The sequence below is a fragment of the Vibrio quintilis genome, from assembly GCF_024529975.1.
Classification (GTDB): domain Bacteria; phylum Pseudomonadota; class Gammaproteobacteria; order Enterobacterales; family Vibrionaceae; genus Vibrio; species Vibrio quintilis.
Genome location: NZ_AP024898.1, coordinates 420,636 through 438,092, shown reverse-complemented (window position 1 = coordinate 438,092; position 17,457 = coordinate 420,636). Strand labels below are relative to the sequence as shown.

At 44.9% G+C, this 17,457-nt stretch carries 16 protein-coding genes; 9 read left to right on the top strand and 7 right to left on the bottom strand.

Annotated elements, in window-relative coordinates; translation table 11 throughout:
• Nucleotides 1–43: 43 nt before the first annotated feature.
• Nucleotides 44–349: a DUF406 family protein gene (locus tag OC443_RS20525; RefSeq protein WP_073586060.1), complete on the top strand. Its 306-nt coding sequence runs from the start codon at nt 44–46 to the stop codon at nt 347–349.
• Nucleotides 350–513: 164 nt separating this feature from the next.
• Entirely contained in the window at nt 514–1,119 is a 606-nt protein-coding gene (locus OC443_RS20520) for a hypothetical protein (protein WP_073586061.1), read from the top strand.
• Nucleotides 1,120–1,216: 97 nt separating this feature from the next.
• Here the strand turns inward: OC443_RS20520 and OC443_RS20515 are convergent, their stop codons facing one another.
• Nucleotides 1,217–2,329, bottom strand: coding sequence for a 1-acyl-sn-glycerol-3-phosphate acyltransferase (locus OC443_RS20515; protein ID WP_073586062.1), 1,113 nt, complete (start codon nt 2,327–2,329; stop codon nt 1,217–1,219).
• 238 nt (nt 2,330–2,567) lie between these two features.
• Between OC443_RS20515 and OC443_RS20510 the strand changes: the two genes are divergently transcribed.
• A complete protein-coding gene (locus OC443_RS20510; protein WP_073586063.1) occupies nt 2,568–3,176 on the top strand; it encodes a cupin domain-containing protein in 609 nt (202 codons plus the stop codon).
• Nucleotides 3,177–3,248: 72 nt separating this feature from the next.
• On the opposite strand, the gene OC443_RS20505 is transcribed toward OC443_RS20510, so the two are convergent.
• The gene (locus OC443_RS20505; protein WP_073586064.1) at nt 3,249–5,066 is read right to left on the bottom strand and encodes a hybrid-cluster NAD(P)-dependent oxidoreductase; all 1,818 of its coding nucleotides are present in this window, start codon (nt 5,064–5,066) and stop codon (nt 3,249–3,251) included.
• Nucleotides 5,067–5,269: 203 nt separating this feature from the next.
• On the opposite strand from OC443_RS20505, the gene pyrC reads away from it, so the two are divergent.
• On the top strand, nt 5,270–6,298 hold the full coding sequence (gene pyrC / locus OC443_RS20500) for a dihydroorotase (protein WP_073586085.1): 1,029 nt from the start codon (nt 5,270–5,272) through the stop codon (nt 6,296–6,298).
• Between the two features lie 83 nt (nt 6,299–6,381).
• On the opposite strand, the gene OC443_RS20495 is transcribed toward pyrC, so the two are convergent.
• Complete coding sequence (locus OC443_RS20495) at nt 6,382–7,302, bottom strand: DUF808 domain-containing protein (protein WP_073586065.1); 921 nt, start codon at nt 7,300–7,302, stop codon at nt 6,382–6,384.
• A gap of 585 nt (nt 7,303–7,887) precedes the next feature.
• Here OC443_RS20495 and OC443_RS20490 point away from each other — a divergent pair.
• Entirely contained in the window at nt 7,888–8,754 is an 867-nt protein-coding gene (locus tag OC443_RS20490) for a M14 family metallopeptidase (RefSeq protein ID WP_073586066.1), read from the top strand.
• Here OC443_RS20490 and OC443_RS20485 read toward each other — a convergent pair.
• On the bottom strand, nt 8,725–9,555 hold the full coding sequence (locus tag OC443_RS20485) for an AraC family transcriptional regulator (RefSeq protein ID WP_073586067.1): 831 nt from the start codon (nt 9,553–9,555) through the stop codon (nt 8,725–8,727). The two genes, OC443_RS20490 and OC443_RS20485, sit on opposite strands and share 30 nt — an antisense overlap.
• Nucleotides 9,548–9,958 (bottom strand): OsmC family protein, encoded by a 411-nt coding sequence (locus tag OC443_RS20480; RefSeq protein ID WP_073586068.1) that lies wholly within the window; start codon nt 9,956–9,958, stop codon nt 9,548–9,550. Before OC443_RS20480 ends, OC443_RS20485 begins: the two co-directional genes overlap by 8 nt.
• 770 nt (nt 9,959–10,728) lie before the next feature.
• On the opposite strand from OC443_RS20480, the gene OC443_RS20475 reads away from it, so the two are divergent.
• Nucleotides 10,729–11,193: a dCMP deaminase family protein gene (locus tag OC443_RS20475; protein WP_073586069.1), complete on the top strand. Its 465-nt coding sequence runs from the start codon at nt 10,729–10,731 to the stop codon at nt 11,191–11,193.
• A 12-nt stretch (nt 11,194–11,205) separates the two neighbouring features.
• Here the strand turns inward: OC443_RS20475 and OC443_RS20470 are convergent, their stop codons facing one another.
• Nucleotides 11,206–13,650 (bottom strand): ATP-binding protein, encoded by a 2,445-nt coding sequence (locus OC443_RS20470; RefSeq protein WP_159440377.1) that lies wholly within the window; start codon nt 13,648–13,650, stop codon nt 11,206–11,208.
• Nucleotides 13,651–14,152: 502 nt separating this feature from the next.
• Between OC443_RS20470 and OC443_RS20465 the strand changes: the two genes are divergently transcribed.
• Nucleotides 14,153–14,425 carry a hypothetical protein gene (locus tag OC443_RS20465; RefSeq protein WP_234976459.1) on the top strand — a complete coding sequence of 91 codons (273 nt, stop codon included), beginning with the start codon at nt 14,153–14,155 and terminating at the stop codon, nt 14,423–14,425.
• Entirely contained in the window at nt 14,422–15,459 is a 1,038-nt protein-coding gene (locus OC443_RS20460) for an outer membrane protein (RefSeq protein WP_073586072.1), read from the top strand. The genes OC443_RS20465 and OC443_RS20460 overlap by 4 nt, the downstream gene beginning before the upstream one ends.
• Before the next feature lie 96 nt (nt 15,460–15,555).
• On the opposite strand, the gene OC443_RS20455 is transcribed toward OC443_RS20460, so the two are convergent.
• Nucleotides 15,556–16,011, bottom strand: a complete 456-nt coding sequence (locus tag OC443_RS20455) for an Lrp/AsnC family transcriptional regulator (RefSeq protein WP_073586073.1) — start codon at nt 16,009–16,011, stop codon at nt 15,556–15,558.
• Nucleotides 16,012–16,190: 179 nt separating this feature from the next.
• Here OC443_RS20455 and yjeH point away from each other — a divergent pair, with 179 nt between their 5' ends.
• Entirely contained in the window at nt 16,191–17,456 is a 1,266-nt protein-coding gene (yjeH, locus tag OC443_RS20450) for an L-methionine/branched-chain amino acid transporter (protein ID WP_073586086.1), read from the top strand.
• The last annotated feature ends 1 nt before the right edge of the window (nt 17,457 follow it).

Sequence of the window (17,457 nt, the reverse complement as noted above, 5' to 3'; positions counted from 1 at the left end):
TGAAGACTTAAAAATAAATAGTCGTTATTTTAGAGGATATCTTATGAGCACAAATGACCAAGTTGAAAATGAAGTCTGCGAAGCATGCGGAACCTTCGGAGAAATCGGTTATATCATCAAGGAAGGGGACAATGTTGCTGATGTAAAAATCATGGGTGGAACCAATGCCACATTGCAATCTGAACTGGATAAATATATTGAGCTTGCGAAACAGGTTTGTGCCAATGTCCGGTATGAAGCGGATCCTATCAATGAAGATACCCAGGAGCTCACCGCAAAATTTGAGTTTGAAGTCAGTGCTGAGAAAATAATTTTTGAACTGAAGTCGCGTTCCCTGAACAAAGGGTAATTCCTTTCCCGGGGCCTGACCTGGCGCCACGATGAGCATTGGCAGGCCCTGACTCACAATTCATCAGCTTCTGTTGTCTAATCTTTCTTCGCCCTTCATATTGAAAGCCTTTCAGGCTTCCGCCATACTAAAACCCATAAAATGTCAGTATTAAGAATAAAATTGTGCGTAAAATCATAGCCTTTCTTCTCGGTTGTTTATTGCTGATACATTTCCCGGTTTCGGCTGCACTGCTGGATCACTATCATTTGCTGAATTATCTGGATAACTATGGCAACCTCGATTTAACCGATAAGCCCTATACTCAGTTACCGGATGGTTTGGTCGTAAAACGGGATCTGAATATCTCCCGGACAGATATCAGATCATTGCCCAAGGGACTTGATGTACAGGGAAGCCTGGTCGCAACCAACTGTGCATTGGAGAAAGTCCCCAGAGGAACCAAAATCAAGGGATCTGCTAATTTTCTCGGTGCTCAAATCAAAAACTGGCCTGCAGGAATCCGGGTCGGTGGTTACCTGAATTTTACGGATACACAACTGAATAAACTACCGGCGCGATTTCGGGTTAAAGGTGATTTGAGTGTCGTCAGGACACCACTGTCAAAACTACCAAACGGATTAATTGTTGATGGCGACCTGCATATCGGCGGTTCGGGTATCACAGCCCTCCCGGACCAGCTCACCGTCAAAGGCAATATTTTTCTTGGTGGGAATGTTATCAAAAAATGGCCGGAGAAGCTGACACTCGGAGGCGTTGTTGTCAGATAACCTGACAACCGCCGGAAACAATTCTGCTATCTGTCTGGCGACAGGCATGTTCTGCAACAGAACCGTTTCCGGGTAAGAGATTATTTTGGGTACGGGGTTACTCCGGTACGTTTTTCACAGGGTTCGCATAGCTCGAGAGCAAATATTTATGCGCACCTTCCGGCAACTTAGCCAGCTTTTGTTTCAGCGTCTGACGGGTTGTATCCGTGATACCGGCACTGTCTTCCTGACCAGCAGCAAGTAAATTCACCGGGAATAACCTGTAATTTTGATGAATTTGCCGGTCAATTTCAGCAGCCAGTGCTTCAGGTGACTCAAAATCCTGCCCGATAACATCCCCGAAAGCGACGTGAATGTGGCCTTTATCACCGACAATGCCCTGAATGATGCTTTCAATATCTTCAAATTCACCTTTTTCGTAAGCACCATGCGTTGCCTTTTCATACAACTCTTTGGCTTTTGCAATATCACACGGATCATTTTCATATGAAATTGAAACGGGTACTAATCTGAGTGACTGAATATAGGCAGCAAAATCTGTCTTTTGCCGACGCCCTTCGACATGAAACATCTTTAAAAGCGCAGGGTCGGTTAAGTCATTACCATCTTTGGCCCGCCCTTCCCGCTGAGCAATCCACACTGAGTTTCCTGTATCCAGAGAATCTTTAATGTAGGCAGACAGAGTTCCCAGCGCTTTCATCATCTCTCTGGGGCCTTTTGCAGAACGTTTCACAATAAAGCTCTTGTTCAGTTTCATCAACTCAGTGGCGCATGGCTTACGTAACAGATTGTCTCCAATCGCGATCCGTACTGTCTGGTGGTCATTGATATACAGCCCGTAATTGACCAAAGCTGGATCCATCGCGATATCCCGATGATTAGAGACAAACAGATAAGACTGGTTTCTGTCCAGCTTATCCAGTCCGGAATATGTCACCCCACGGGAAGTGCTTTTCAAAGTCTGCTCAAGATACTTTTTTACTTCCAACTGGATTGATTCTACGGTAGTCAGTTTGCGCCATTTGAGTCTCAGATAGATTTTGACCAGGGGAGAAAACAGAGCTTTTACCCATCCACTGTGCTTATCAAACCGGTGTTCCACAATGGCATGAATGAATTCATCATCCTGAATTAATCGATCAATCGCTGCCGGAATCTCGGCGTCAGTATACGGGCGAATTTCCGCATACGGGTCTGTTTCTGATGTCATAACTTCATTTCTTTGAAAAAAAACTGGACCATTCTACGCGTACTTCAGCCAGTCCGCAGCTTTTCTTCAACAACCCGCATACTGGTCGGACCAGAATGCAGGTTGTAGGAAATTGAACGTCACTTCCGTTCCCTGCCCAAACAGGCTGAAGGTATGATGATCAGGTCATTCAGGGATATTTGGCTTTTCCGGCCAAAGGCGTTAACCTTACGCGCCCGGCAAGAGAGAGAGAGTCAATATGCATTACGCCATTCAAAGTGAATTTTTTCAGAAAGATTTCCTTCACTTCACCGCAAGAAAGAAATCGCTGAAGCATCAGTTTTTTCTTATAGAAGAAGGTATGTTGCTGCTCAGACTGGGCAAATATGAGTATATCGTTTCATCAGGGCAGGCCGTCTGGATTCCCTTTCGTTGCCTGAATGCACTGACATTTCTGCCGGGAACCAGGGGAATACATGTTGAATTTTCAGCCCGGTTAGCAGAAGATTTTCCGTCTCAGGCTGGTTATGTATCACCGTCCGGTTTGTGCCTATCACTGCTTCATCGTCTGAGAAGCTGCACCAGAGAGGAAGCCGTGTTTCCGCATTTGACTGCAGTCCTGAAAGATGAAATCCGGCAATCCACCCCGGCGTTACCAGCTTCTCAAACCAAACAGGTTCTGCAATGGCAGTCTGAAAACAGTGCAGAGAAAAACAGTGTGTCACCGGATATCCACCTTGCTTTGCTCATCAGGGAAGCACAGAAAATGAAGCTATCCGGCAGCAGCCCGGACCTGATTGCTCAAAAGCTGTTTGAAGGACAATTAAAGCAATACCAGCATATGCGCCGGTCGCTCCTCGGAGAATAACGCCTCTGAAAGGTAGTTTTCCCGGGAACACCTTTCCCCGGAAGCAGTTCCCCGGGAAAGGCTGCGCACGACTCAGAAACTCACTTCAATATCGGTTTCAGGAATACAGCAACAAGCGAGAACGATCCCCTGATCAGCTGCAAGCGCATCAAGTGCAGGTGAGCTTTCCTGTCTGACCTGCCCCTTATCGATTTTTACTCTGCAGGCACCACACAAACCGGCACGACAGCTGTTGGGGATTGAAACATCCTGACTTTCCGCCTGCTCCAGCAGCGTTTTCTGATTATTCCCGGATATCAGATGATCATTTATACGAATCATCAGTTCCTGATAAGGTTCTGAAGAACGTTCCTGAGTTACTGCAAACAGTTCCTGATGACAGCTATCTTCCGGCACACCAGCTCCGGTCACTAATGTTTTTGCCTGTTCAATAAATCCTTCCGGGCCGCAAATGAACACTTCTCTTTGCGCCAGCTCCGGAATCTGACGCATGTGTGCAGATGAAAACCGTCCTTTCAGTCCGAACCAGTCAACCGGAGGCTGAGTCAGCGAGAATATCACCCGTAATCCGGGATGCTGTTGCCGGAGTGCCTGTAACTCATCACGGCAGGGAATATCTGCCACAGAACGGCACTGATGATAAAACACGACATCATTCAGCTGAGATCTGTCTGCGAGATACCGGACCATTGACAACATCGGCGTCACACCACTTCCCGCCGACAATAACAACAGAGGCCGGGATAATTGCGACGGAAGATGAAAATCGCCCGCCGGAGCTTTGGCCAGCAGCACATCACCGGCATGGAACTGGTCGATCAGCCAGTTTGAAACGATGCCGTCCTGCACCCGTTTGACAGAAATTGCCACCAAGTCAGGACGGGATGGTGATGAAGAAAGCGTGTAACAGCGGGATTGCGGTTCTCCGTCAATGATCAATTCGACAGAGATAAACTGTCCGGGAAAATATTCAGCCATTGTCCCCTGCCGGGCGGACAACCAGAAAGTCACGAAATCACGGGCAATCTCTTCCCGGCTGACACACTCAAGTACCCGCTGCTCCTTCCGGTCCGGATAAATGGTTTTTTCCTGATATTCCAGCACTTCCACACTATCATCAGCCCGGATTATACCTTCATTTTTTGCGACCAGATTCTGTCCGAAAAACACGCCACCTGATTCATTGGCTCTGAATTGAGACAGCGTCCGGAGCGGCTCTTTTGTCGGCCTCGGTTGACCAGTGGCCGGATCAACAGTCGTCATAATACATCGTTCACATGGCTTCACGATGTCGAATTCAACCTCACCAATACGGATCCGTTTCCAGCCATCTTCCGCAAAAGGTTCTGTACCTGACACCACAAGATTTGTTCTGAACTGAGACATGCAATGATGCTCAGCGCTTCGCTCATTTAATGCAGCCAGTGAGGCTTCACTGATCAACAATAACGGATAGCCATCCGCAAAACTGACCTCATGTCCGATTTTTTTCCGGTAACGATTTGAAGTTTCGCCGGTAAATAAAAGTTCCACGTGCCTGCCGGTAATCCGGCTGAACCAGTCATTGGCTTCATCGGTGGTGGTATAAGCGGTGAACGTATCGTTCCAGACCGTACTGTCAACTTCCTGCATTTTGAAATCCTGATAACGCAGATGCAAAGCCGGCATATCCTTCATACTGAAACGCAGCCCGTCAGACACAATGACACTGGATATCTGCAGCATCTGCGGAAACGTTCTCGCTGTGACCATTTGCCCGTCAGGCAATGCCAGCATAAACCGCCGGTCAAAAGCGAGCCCCTGCTTTTCAACCCATCCCTGAGAAACTGAGATACCACCGGCAGACTTCACCGGATACACATTGATTTGACTGACTTTTGCTAACAACATCATTTCTCCTTTGCTTCATTATTATTTTCTCTCTGCCATGTTTCCGACTTCACATACGCAGCAGCCAGGCAGGTCGATTCAGATAACCATACCGGCAATTAAAGGATGAAATCCATTACTTTTTCTTCTATCATCCTGTCGCCCGGTTTTTTTGAACTCTGAGCGCAGGTTTTTCTTATAATTCATATATGGTGGAATCTTCTATGACAACTTTAACAATCACCCGGCCTGACGACTGGCACGTGCATCTTCGGGATGGCGATGTTTTAATTGATACGGTCCGGGATATCAGCCGTTACAATGGCCGGGCGCTGATTATGCCCAATACGATTCCGCCTATTACCACCACGCAACTGGCAGCAGAATATCATCAGCGAATCATGAATGCTGGTCCGGCTGCAACATTTTCTCCTCAGATGTCTCTTTATCTGACTGACAACACCACACCCGATGAAATTAAACAGGCCAAAGCATCCGGCCTGATTGTCGCCGCAAAACTCTATCCGGCAGGGGCAACCACCAATTCAGATTCAGGGGTAACATCTGTAAAAAATATCTATCCGGTCTTAGAAGCAATGCAGGAAGCTGGCATGCTACTGCTTGTCCATGGAGAAGTTACAACCGATGATATCGATATATTTGATCGGGAAAAAATATTTTTAGAACAAGTTCTGACCCCGGTTGTTCAGGACTTTCCGGGGCTGAAAATTGTTCTGGAACATATTACGACTGCCGATGCAGCTGAGTTTGTCAGTCAGGCGGGCAACAATGTTGCCGCAACCATCACTGCCCATCATTTGTTATATAACCGGAATCATATGCTGGTCGGCGGAATCAAACCACATTTCTACTGCCTGCCAATTCTGAAGCGTAATACTCACCAACAGGTCCTGATTCAGGCTGCAACTTCAGGAAATCCGAAATTTTTCCTTGGAACAGATTCAGCGCCGCACGCAAAACATAAGAAAGAGACAGCCTGTGGTTGTGCCGGGTCATATACAGCCCATGCTGCCATTGAATTATATGCAGAAGTTTTTGATCAGGCAGGAAAACTTGATCGTCTGGAAGGATTTTCCAGCCATTTCGGACCTGATTTCTACGGATTACCAAGAAATTCAGACACAATTACTTTAGTCAAAGAAAGCTGGCCGGTTCCTGAAACCATGCCATTCGGCAATGATATCGTGGTCCCTGTTCGTGGCGGCGAAGAGATTCTCTGGAAAGTCAGATAACCCGGTGTAAACAAATATACCCAAACAACCTGAAGATGCAGGGTATATAGTCATCACGGAATAAACCGGTTCAAAGAACAGGTTTATTCCGGTTTAACTAAAGTGCCGCGGATTTTTTTCATCAAATGCACGGCAATAACCAGCACCATCCCAAGCATCAATCCGGTCACACTATGAGCAACTAACTCAGCCGGAGTATGAAAAATCCCTGAGTCAGGTAACCAGACCAGCAAATGCTCAAGTAAATGATGTACAACAGAGAGCTGGTGAACCACCAGACTGCCGCCAACTAAAAACATAGCCGCCGTACCAACAACGGTCAGCAGCTTCATCAGGCGCGGGGCGGTGTGGATTAATATCTTTCCGGTATTTCTGAGCAACCGGCTTTGTCCGGCATGACGTTCCAGATAAAACCCCAGATCATCGAGCTTCACGATTGCAGCGACAATACCATAAACACCGGCAGTCATCAGTAAAGCGACAAAACTCATCACCAGTATCTGGTTTAATGCATTCTGATTCTGAACTGTTCCCAGCGCAATCACGATAATTTCAGCAGAAAGAATAAAATCCGTTCTGATAGCGCCGGCAACTTTCTTCTGTTCATACTCTCCGACAGAAAGCTCAGTCGTATCGCCAGCATCTTCATCCTCATCTTTCACAGGTGAATGCAGCCATTTCTCAGCCAGCTTTTCTGCTCCCTCGAAACATAAATATAATCCGCCAGTTAAGAGCAAAGGCATAATCAGCCAGGGGGCAAATAAACTCAGTAACCATGCCACCGGCACCAGAATCATTTTGTTTCTCAGCGACCCCTTTGCGACGGCCCAGACCACGGGAATTTCCCGTTCCGCGGCTACCCCGGAAACCTGCTGGGCATTTAAAGCTAAATCATCTCCCAAAACACCCGCTGTTTTTTTTGCAGCCACTTTTGACATCACGGCAATATCATCCAGTGTTGTTGCAATGTCATCCAGTAACGTAAGTAAACTCAAACCCGCCATTTTTTGCCCTTTGCAGAAACCGGACCCTGAATTTACCACGATTGGGTTCACTTGGTAAAACGGGAGAACGATTTAGTCATCTGTGAATTACAACAAAAGTTAGTGAATAATTTGTCAATAATAAATTATTTTAAATCAATAAGATAAAATTATAATTTGCGAAGAGACTATTCTGCTATTACCCTTACTAAAAGGCAGGATTAAATGATTTTATATCCTGTATGCTGGCTCTGTTGTTCATCTTGAAGTAGTTTCTGATGACGGTTTCTTGATAGTTTTTGGTAAAGTTTTTGTGGCAGATTGCTGATAATTCAGTCAAATCAGAATGTATGAAATGGAGTCACCGGCCTGAACCAGCTCCCTTCATCTGAGTAAATTCTTTATGCAGTCCCATATAAAATTCACCAGAATCTCACCCAGACCAACGTACAACAGCTCCAGCCTTATGTTCTGAATTTATTATAAATCAAATAAAAACAAATAGTTATCGTATCAAGACACAAGGTTGCCGACCAGAGTAACCCGAAAATACGATCATCATTCATCTTTTCAATCTGATAACGTCTAGACGTTTAAAGGACTAACATGATTACTTCATCTTACCACGCAATACCGGCCCCGGGCCGGCGACGAAAGAAAGTCATACGAGAATCAATCCGTGATGGAACCAGAGAGCTGCCTGATTATCAGGTGGATGTCGTCGCCCGTATTTTACGTCTGGAAACACACTTTACCATTTCCAGATACGGCGTTCTGTCCTGCGATCCTGAGCGCTACCCGCTCTACTATCTGAAAAATAAAAACTGGCAGAACGGCCACCCGGTCATTTTGCTGACCGGAGGTGTGCACGGACAAGACTGCAGCAGTATTTCGGGTATTCTCAGTTTTCTGGAAACAGCAGCCCAAAAATACACAAAACACTTCAATCTGTTATGTGTTCCCTGTGTCAGCCCACGAAGCTATGAAACATCAAATATTCAGGATCCACATGCATACGATCCCGACTGTCATTTCTATACCGCCAGTCCCTGTGAAGAATCGTCACATGTCATCCAGTTAATTGCGGCTTATACCTCGAAGATCATCGCTCACTTTGACCTGCAGGAAACTTCACCGGAGACAACAATTTCCGGACCCGACACAAATATAAAGACATCCCGCAGACCATTCAGCCTGATTACCGACACTGAAAATCCTCAGTATCCGTTTCAGAAGGCGATCATGGCATCTGCTCAGCAGGTATTACAAACAGGATTAAGTGAAATATCTGACACCAGTGGTGTCAGCCATATTGCGATGAAAGCACTCAGACGTTGTAATAGCCTGACAAGCTGTTACTTCCGAACGACAACCCGGGTTTGTCCGGATGAACTGACTTCAGAGCAGTGTGATGATGTTCAGGTCGCCGCGATTACCGGTGGATTAGATTTCATCCTGAATCACAGGCAGTAATCGGTATTTATACTGTTCAGGCGTGATCCCCGCATATTTTTTAAACATGCTGATAAACGGACTCGCCTGACGGTATCCCAGTGTCAGAGCGACCTGTTTCACCGAGCAACCATTTCTCAGTAGCTCCATTGAATACAGATACCGAACCCGTAAACGCCACTCGGTAAAACTCATACCCAGCTCAGTCTGACAATGACGGGCCAGCGTTCTCTCAGTTGTATGCACCCGCCGGGCCCACTCTTTCAGGCTGGTGTTATCCGCAGGGTTTTCTTCCACATGAGCGAGAACCGGGGCCAGATATTTGTGTTGGGAAACGGGAATAAAATGCTGCTCGACTTCCTGAGCGGATAATTGATCCAGTAAAACCTGGACAAGACGTTTATCGGTTTCTGTCTCAGGAATTCCAATCTGGCGCTGACGAAAATCTTCAATAATGGCTGTAATAATTGGCGTGACGCTGATCAGGCTGGTTTTCCCGGGAAACGTTCCCGTTAATGCCATGTCAATATTCAGGGAGCAGTATTCTATCGGCCTGCGGTTATAACTTCGGTGTGTTGTACCTGCCGGAACCCAGATGGCCAGATGAGGCGGAGCCAGAAAGCGGGTCCCTTCTGCCTCCATTTCCAGAATTCCACCGGAAATGAGCTGTACCTGTCCCCAGGGATGACTGTGGACTCTTGTTTCTGTGTTCGAAACGAACGCTTCAAAATTCATAAAGACATCAGATGGCGCCTGCTGAATTTCTAAACGGGGATGCAGATGCCATGTTGTCTTTTTCGAACGGGGATGATGACTATTCATTCACATCCACAATTTGCCAGGTATGCGTCATTTCAACACCCTGCCCCAGCATCAGGCAAACAGAACAGTACTTCTGTAGCGAATCCGACGTCACCTGAGCCACTACGGAGGGATCCAGCTCAATCCCTTTTACCTCAAAATGAATATTAATACTGGTGAAAACCCGGGGAGCCGTTTCGCGACGTTCAGTTGTCAGCTTCGCGCAACAGCCACTAACCTGCTGGTCAGCACTTTTTAATCCTTCAACAACATCAACAGAACTACAACCACCGGCAGCCATCAACACGACTTCCATCGGACTCGGTGCTGATTCTCCCTGATTGCCATCCATCGCCATACAATGACCAGATCCAGACAGGCCTGAAAACTTTAACCCATCAACCCATGTTACTTCAGCTTGCATATATTCGGACTCTTCTTACCCGGAAAATTGAGCTCATCCTACAGGGTGATCTTCAATTTCACAATATCCGTTCCAACAAAGAAAACCCCACCAAACTTACGTCTGGTGGGGTTTCTGACCTTATCCGCAGCAATCCGGCTACTCAAAGTGCTCCCTGCATCAACTCCGTGATAATCCGCTAAATCCTTTAGCACATTCCATTTCGTCGCCTTCCTGGCGGTGTCCTTTGTTCTGTCTTCCTGACAGAAAAGTCATCCATGTCTTTCTACGGCCTTCCTGGCTGATTATTCATCCTGAACAATCTTATCTTCTTCCTGAAGATAACCAATCCCTGAGTCCTGTTTCAACATCCTGTTGACACCTTAAGAATAAGATAATTTACCCGGTTGGCAAACCATGAAATCCATTACCTGCCCCCCCGCCAGGAACACAGACATAGAATATTATTAATATTTTTCAAGTGTTTACGTAAAAATCAGGCAAATTTTCCCTATGGTAAAATAGCAATATCCTACAATGATTGTGCGATATCTCTTACATGTCTTAGCGACATTATACGATACAGTGTTTGTCAGAAACCTTTTTCATGAAAAACATGGTGGAATGCTTTTTTAGCAGGCGATAAACATAAGATAGCGGCCAGAATCAATATAATCACCGACAAATGTCACCCTAAGGGTTCATCTGAACGTCAAACTACAATAATATTCATTTTGTAAAAACAACAAATAAGTTATGGCGAGATGACGAATAAGATAAGGAAAACCTGAATGATATCAAAGTGGGCACATCGATTTTATCAAATGGCAGAATTAGTCGCTTCCTGGAGTAAAGACCCATCGACGCAGGTCGGTGCCGTGATTACCCGGCAAAACCGGATTATCTCAGTCGGGTTTAACGGCTATCCACATGGTATTTCTGATAGTGTCGATATTGACGATCGGGAAATGAAATATCTGAAAACCTTACATGCCGAAGAAAACGCCATTTTGTTTGCAAAACGGGATCTCGATGGATGTGATATTTACGTCACTCATTTCCCCTGTCCGAACTGTGCAGCAAAAATTATTCAAACCGGCATATCCGCCGTTTTCTGTCCGGAACAAACGGAGGATTTTCTCTCCCGCTGGGGAGACAAAATTCAGGTCAGCCAGGATATGTTTCTGCAGGCTGGCATCAAAGTTCACTGGCTGCCACTGAAAGAATTACACCACCGACAGCTCAGGGATGAATAGTCCTGTTTATATTTAGCTGCCGGTAGAATAGACCTGCAGCTCATTAAACACTTTTAATAATTGCTCAGACTTATAGGGTTTGGGCAAGTATGCATCCATACCGGCTTCATAGCATTTTTCAATATCTTCATCTAAAACACTGGCCGTCAGAGCAATGATTGGAATATGTGCATGATGATTATCAATCTCCCAGCTACGGATTTTTCTTGTTGCTGTTAAACCGTCCATCACGGGCATCATACAGTCCATTAAAATTGCGTTATACTGGCCACCCTGTGTGATGACATCCAACGCTTCCTGACCATTGTTAACAACCGTATATTCATAATCTGCCTTATCCAGAAAAAAGCTGGCAATTTTCTGATTCATTAAATTATCTTCCACAACCAGAATCCGGGTTCCGGCCCGTCCGGGATGATCTTTTGAAGCATGATTATCATAAAGATCAGACATGACGACCAGCGCATCTCTGACAGCAGCCTCAAAGCGCACACCAAGAAACGGCAGCGTAATATTCATATCCGCAAGATTGATCAGTTCCCGGCTCATAAACAGGTGATGCTGACAGATCATGATCTTCGACTCAGAGTAAATCAGCCTCAACTCTGTAATTTCGCGATTTGCACTCCGTGTTAAACAGGGACAATAAAGCACAAAATCCGGCTTCTGATGCAAACGCTTATCGATGTCCTGAATCGACTCAACGGTTGACAAACGGATACCCATCCTCGCACTGTCCTGCTGAATATTTTGAGTATAAATTGATTTGTTTGAAATCAGTAAAGCATCAACATTAAAGTTTATGACTTCACCGGAGCTCTGACGCGGTAACTCTACCGGTAAAGAAAAAGCAAAGCTGCTGCCTTTCCCTTTAATGGATTCAACATCCAGAGAACCATTCATTAAATCGAGAAGTTGTTTACAAATAGGCAATCCTAAACCCGTTCCACCATACCTTCTGGTAATGCTGTCATCTTCCTGCCGGAATAATTCAAAAATGGTGGGTAGCTTTTGCGCGTCAATCCCAATCCCGGTGTCTGCAACCCTGAACATCAGCCGGGAATTATCCGCATCAAACGACACATAAGTGGTAATGTAGCCTTCCTGGGTAAACTTGGTCGCATTAGACAGCAAGTTGGTCAGAATCTGCTTGAGTCTGAATTCATCAGTCATCACGTAATCAGGCAGGTTAGCATCAAGTTTAATCTGCAGTTCATTAAACTGTGCCACAGCATTTGATTTCATCAGATTGACAGTATCATAAACCAGCTCTTTCAAATTAAAGGTATGGCTGGAAATCGTTAAACGACCCGATTCAATTTTAGATAAATCAAGAATATCATTAATCAGAATCAGCAGTGTCTGGGAAGACGTTTCAATATCGGCAATAATATCCCGCTGCCCTGGTTTCAGGCCATTCATGGTTAAAATTTCCGTTAATCCGACAATCCCATTTAACGGCGTACGGATTTCATGCGACATATTCGCCAGAAAAACACTTTTGGCACGGTTTGCAGCAATCGCTTCTTCTTTTGCCTGAATCAGGCAGGCCTCATGTTCGGACAACTGTTGAATAATCTCATTCAGACTTTGGATAAAACGGGAAAACTCATCGTTTCCGTCCACAGCAATCGGCTCAATATTTTTGCTCTTTTTATCATTTAAGCGATTCATCGTTTGCAGGATCAAATCCAGCTTGGAAGATATCCGGTAAGACGTACTGATACTAATCCACATCAGTCCACACAAAATCAGAAAGATAGCTGCAAACGTCATCTGAATTGAGCGCTTATCCTCTTTCACATACTGATTAATTGTTTTGGATAATGTGACTGAAAAGCCGGCAAACAGCTGATAAATTGCATTTTGCTGACTCTCAAGATCATTAATATACTGCTCAAGAAATTCAGGTTCAATCTGACCACGCATGATCTTATCCCGCAGCATGCCTGAACGCTGAAATTCTTTTTTAGACAACAATTTAGTTATCTGTTCCAGCTGTAATCCGGTTGCGCCAAAATTAACAAAGTTGTCCAGATAACTTTGCTGTCTGGCAATTGCTTCGAAATAGTCCTGTCTTAAAGACACATCAATTTTCCGGTGCAGGCGAATATCCTGCATCAGCCATGCTTCCCGCTCGACCCAGTATAAAAACCAGCTTAAATAATCAAATACTGCCGACAACTGATAAGTTTTTGGTGAGACCTGAGAATCCAGCTGTTTTTGCAACGCGGCAAGAATTTCATACATCAAATCAAAGCCCCACATGGACTGAGCACTCAGGTCTTCACCATGAACCTGATTCAGTTGCTGCACCAAATGAGATAACTCATTCAGATTAGCGATTACCACGTGTTTATCGACCGAAGAAAACAAATCTCCCTGATATGGTTTTAATTCATCAATCAGTTTTTCTGTGAGCTTCGTAAATCTGTCACGTTGTTCTTCACTGATCAATTTCGACTGATTCCTTAATGTGAATAGCCGGTAAAATTCAGTTGAAAGTGCAGAAACCTGTTCCAACGCAGACACTTTTAAAGTAATGTCAGCGTAACCACTTAGGCGGGCCCGGGTTTGTTCCGCCCAATAATATGCACCCCAGCAAATAATCACGGTTGGTATAATGCACAGAATAATAAGTCGAAATTTTATAGACAAATTTTTGAACATCGACATTATCAATAACTTTCCTACTTGATACTTTTTCATGATATCCTACTGTTAAAACTATAGTCGATATTGCATATGATCACTGATTAATACATTATTATGTTCGTATGGAGGTTTACGTGTGCGATTGATTAGCTTTTGGTTCGGAGTCTTATTCTCAATTCTGAGTTTCTCCAGTGTTGCGGATCAATTCGCGATCATTACATCTACTTCTGCGTTCCCTTCACTGACCTCCAGTCAGGTCAAGATGCTATACAGGGGACGACTGAATCATATTGAAGGACAAAATGTGTTACTTGTCGATCTTCCAATGAACCCTAATGTCAGAAAACACTTTTATCTCATGTTATTAGGAAAAACGCCAACACAAATGCAAGCAATTCGTGCCAGGCAGAGTTTTTCAGGTAAACAAGTCCCTCCATATGAATTAAATCAAGAAAATATAGATGCTGTAGAGTACTGGTTAACCGAGCATCCTAATGGCATTGCATATATTCCTCTGCAATGGGTCTCAGACAAAGTACATATCCTGTACCAATTCGGAGATGAGGAATCATTATGAAAAAGGCAATGATTTATCTTCTGTTTTTTGTGTGCACCAATGCTTTTGCCCAATATAATCTGAGCGAATCTCTCCGCTTAAGTGGGTTTGGTACCTTGAGTGTCAGCCGTTCTGACTCCTCTGTTCCTATATTCACTTACCGGGATATCAAAGATGAAACCTGTTACGATTGTGATACAACATTAGGTTTACAGGGCGACTGGCTCATCAGTGACACATTGCGCAGTTCGGTACAAATTGTAAAAAGGCCACAGGACCATTTCTCAGACCCGGAACTGGAATGGGCTTATCTCGCCTATACTAAAGGTGATCTGACTGCGAAAGTGGGCCGTCAAAGATTACCATTCTTTATTTCCTCAGAATATTATTATGTTTCAGCCGCTTACCCTTGGGCGCGTGCACCTCATAATGTCTATGACAATGTGCAGGGCATGACCCACTATGATGGTCTGGCACTGGAACAACAATTCTGGCTTTCCGACCAGACCCAGATCAAAATTTCACCTTATCTGGCTACGAAAGATAAAAATGATTTCGAACTTTATGGTCAGGAGTTTGGATTTGAAACCACAACCGGTAAAGGTTTAGCGATTGATCTGTACAAAGACGAAAATCAGCTTCACTTCAGCTATTTTTCAGCAACAGCGGATAACACCAAAAACGGTTACTTGCTGGTAAGACGCAAACTCAATCTGATTTCTCTTGGGTTTAAAACGATTTATGACAACTTTAGCTTGTCTCTGGAAACTTTATATCAGAAAGACTTACTGTCGAACTGGTATATTGGTCTGGCACAGGAGCAAGGTGAGTTTTCACCCTATGTTCAATATGGTGAAGGCCATGAAAATTATAAAAACCGATCATATCTGGCTGGTGTAAGGTACAATATTTCGCCGAAAGTTAAACTCAATCTGGAATGGGAATATGTCCAGGCACCGAAAACAAATGCAAATGGATTTTTCTCAGCGATACAGCTTGGGAACATCGACGGAGACAGCAATATTGTTTCCCTGTCGCTTTCGTTCCTGTTCTGATAACGCAGGATCAAGACAATAATGATATCCATTTGAGTTTATTTGGTCATCAGGAGAACCCGGGCAAAGCAGACAACCCCAAAGGTGACAAGCCTGTTACTTTTCTGTTGTATGATGAAAGAATTCATGAATAACGGTATGAGTAACCAGCTGTCTTAAATGCGGATATGTGTAAATTGTATCAATAATTTCTTTTAGCCTGCCCATATTTGCAACCTGAACATAAAGCATTAAGTCCGTTTCTCCGCTAATTCCATGACACCACTGAATACCATCAATCAGACTTAAAGAATTCGCATAAGTTGTGCAGTCATGTATACCTGATGATGACGTATCAAATTTCAAAGCAAGATAGGCACAAATTTGTGCCGGTGATTCCTGAGATAACGACACCTGAGCATGATACCCGGTAATCACGCGGTCTTCTTCCAGCTTCCTGATCCTTGCCGTCACTGCGGAGCGGGATAAATTCACCTGTTTGGCAATCTCGCTGACAGAACAACGTGCGTCAGCTTTGAGTATCTGAATGATATGTTGATCAAATTTATCCATTTATGTCTGCATCTACCGTCAATAATTCACCAAACCACCATAAAGGCGGCCATCACGTCACCGGGAAGCAAAATGACATGATTTTCCGTCACTTCGGCTGTTAAATATATCACTTTGACTCGTGCATACCGGCACAACTCACGTTATTCTGAATGTCTGCTGTCCAACAAAATATCACCATGTCCCAACAACTTAAAAAAGAAATTACCCTGCTTTCAGGAATCGGTCAATTATCCACAACACTCATGGGCACCGGTCTGTTTATGATTCCGGCTATCAGTGCCGGTATAGCCGGGGAAATGACTTCCTGGGCATGGCTGTTCCTGTTTATTGCCGTTTGCCCTGTGGCGCTGACTTTTGCCGCTTTAGGCAAGCATTATCCCAATGCAGGAGGAACCGCGCATTTTGTCAGAATCGCATTCAATAAGCCTCAGTTAGGTAATGCGGTCACATGGTTGTTTCTCAGCGTTATTCCGGTCGGCGTTCCGGCAGCAATTCTGCTGGCTGGCGGTTTTCTGCAACAACTATTACCCGCACCACTGAACACCAGTATCTATGCACAGATACTGACACTATGCCTGCTGGTCGTCATCAACCTCTCCGGAGCAAAAGCAAGCGGACAATTACAAACGCTGATCGCTCTCAGTATTTTTGCCCTGGTGATTGCACTACTCTGGTGTAGTGATATCACAACAGCAGATCTCGTCATGCCACCATTAAACATTACATCCGTCAAACCCATCGCGATGGCACTGGGCGTGATGTTCTGGTGTTTTGTAGGCATTGAAGCATTCGCCCATATGGGAGAGGAATTCAAAAATCCCGGACGGGATTTTCCTCTGTCAATACTGGCCGGTTGCCTGATTGCCGGGATGGCTTACTGGGCCTGCTCTGTTGTTGTGATCAAATGGGGTGCGTATGGCTCTCCTGAACTGGAAAATACAGCGATTCCCTGGCTAAGCCAGAAACTATTCGGGGGTCAAATGACTTCCGTCATTAACCTGGTCGGCTTTTTTGCCTGCTTTGCCAGTATAAATCTGTATCTGCAAAGTTTATCCCGGATGCTCTGGTCACATGCCAGACACTACCATCCACACCACATGCTGACCAGACTATCGTCCCGGGGTATCCCGGCCAATGCCACACTGCTGATTGCCGGCATTATCCTGATATCGATTCTGCTTGAAGCGTTCACCCACCTTGATCTCTCTTCATTTATTAAGCTGGCTAACGGCGTGTTCATTATGATTTACCTGCTGGCGATGATTTCAGCATGGAAGTTACTGACTGGTATTTATAAAGGGCTGGCCGGTATATCGCTGCTGCTTTGTTCGCTGGTGTTTCTGTGCCTTGGCTGGGCAGTCTGCTATGCACTTATCATTTTCATTGCCATTGCGATCCCCAAACGGAAACAGGCGCCAACTTCCAAGCCACCTTTAGCTTAGC

What these genes read in the sequence shown, in the direction of transcription:
- OC443_RS20525 (WP_073586060.1), top strand. Translation starts at nt 44, where the DNA reads ATGAGCACAAATGACCAAGTTGAAAATGAAGTCTGCGAAGCATGCGGA.
- OC443_RS20515 (WP_073586062.1), bottom strand. Translation starts at nt 2,329, where the DNA reads ATGACATCAGAAACAGACCCGTATGCGGAAATTCGCCCGTATACTGAC.
- OC443_RS20510 (WP_073586063.1), top strand. Translation starts at nt 2,568, where the DNA reads ATGCATTACGCCATTCAAAGTGAATTTTTTCAGAAAGATTTCCTTCAC.
- OC443_RS20505 (WP_073586064.1), bottom strand. Translation starts at nt 5,066, where the DNA reads ATGTTGTTAGCAAAAGTCAGTCAAATCAATGTGTATCCGGTGAAGTCT.
- pyrC (WP_073586085.1), top strand. Translation starts at nt 5,270, where the DNA reads ATGACAACTTTAACAATCACCCGGCCTGACGACTGGCACGTGCATCTT.
- OC443_RS20495 (WP_073586065.1), bottom strand. Translation starts at nt 7,302, where the DNA reads ATGGCGGGTTTGAGTTTACTTACGTTACTGGATGACATTGCAACAACA.
- OC443_RS20490 (WP_073586066.1), top strand. Translation starts at nt 7,888, where the DNA reads ATGATTACTTCATCTTACCACGCAATACCGGCCCCGGGCCGGCGACGA.
- OC443_RS20485 (WP_073586067.1), bottom strand. Translation starts at nt 9,555, where the DNA reads ATGAATAGTCATCATCCCCGTTCGAAAAAGACAACATGGCATCTGCAT.
- OC443_RS20480 (WP_073586068.1), bottom strand. Translation starts at nt 9,958, where the DNA reads ATGCAAGCTGAAGTAACATGGGTTGATGGGTTAAAGTTTTCAGGCCTG.
- OC443_RS20475 (WP_073586069.1), top strand. Translation starts at nt 10,729, where the DNA reads ATGATATCAAAGTGGGCACATCGATTTTATCAAATGGCAGAATTAGTC.
- OC443_RS20460 (WP_073586072.1), top strand. Translation starts at nt 14,422, where the DNA reads ATGAAAAAGGCAATGATTTATCTTCTGTTTTTTGTGTGCACCAATGCT.
- OC443_RS20455 (WP_073586073.1), bottom strand. Translation starts at nt 16,011, where the DNA reads ATGGATAAATTTGATCAACATATCATTCAGATACTCAAAGCTGACGCA.
- yjeH (WP_073586086.1), top strand. Translation starts at nt 16,191, where the DNA reads ATGTCCCAACAACTTAAAAAAGAAATTACCCTGCTTTCAGGAATCGGT.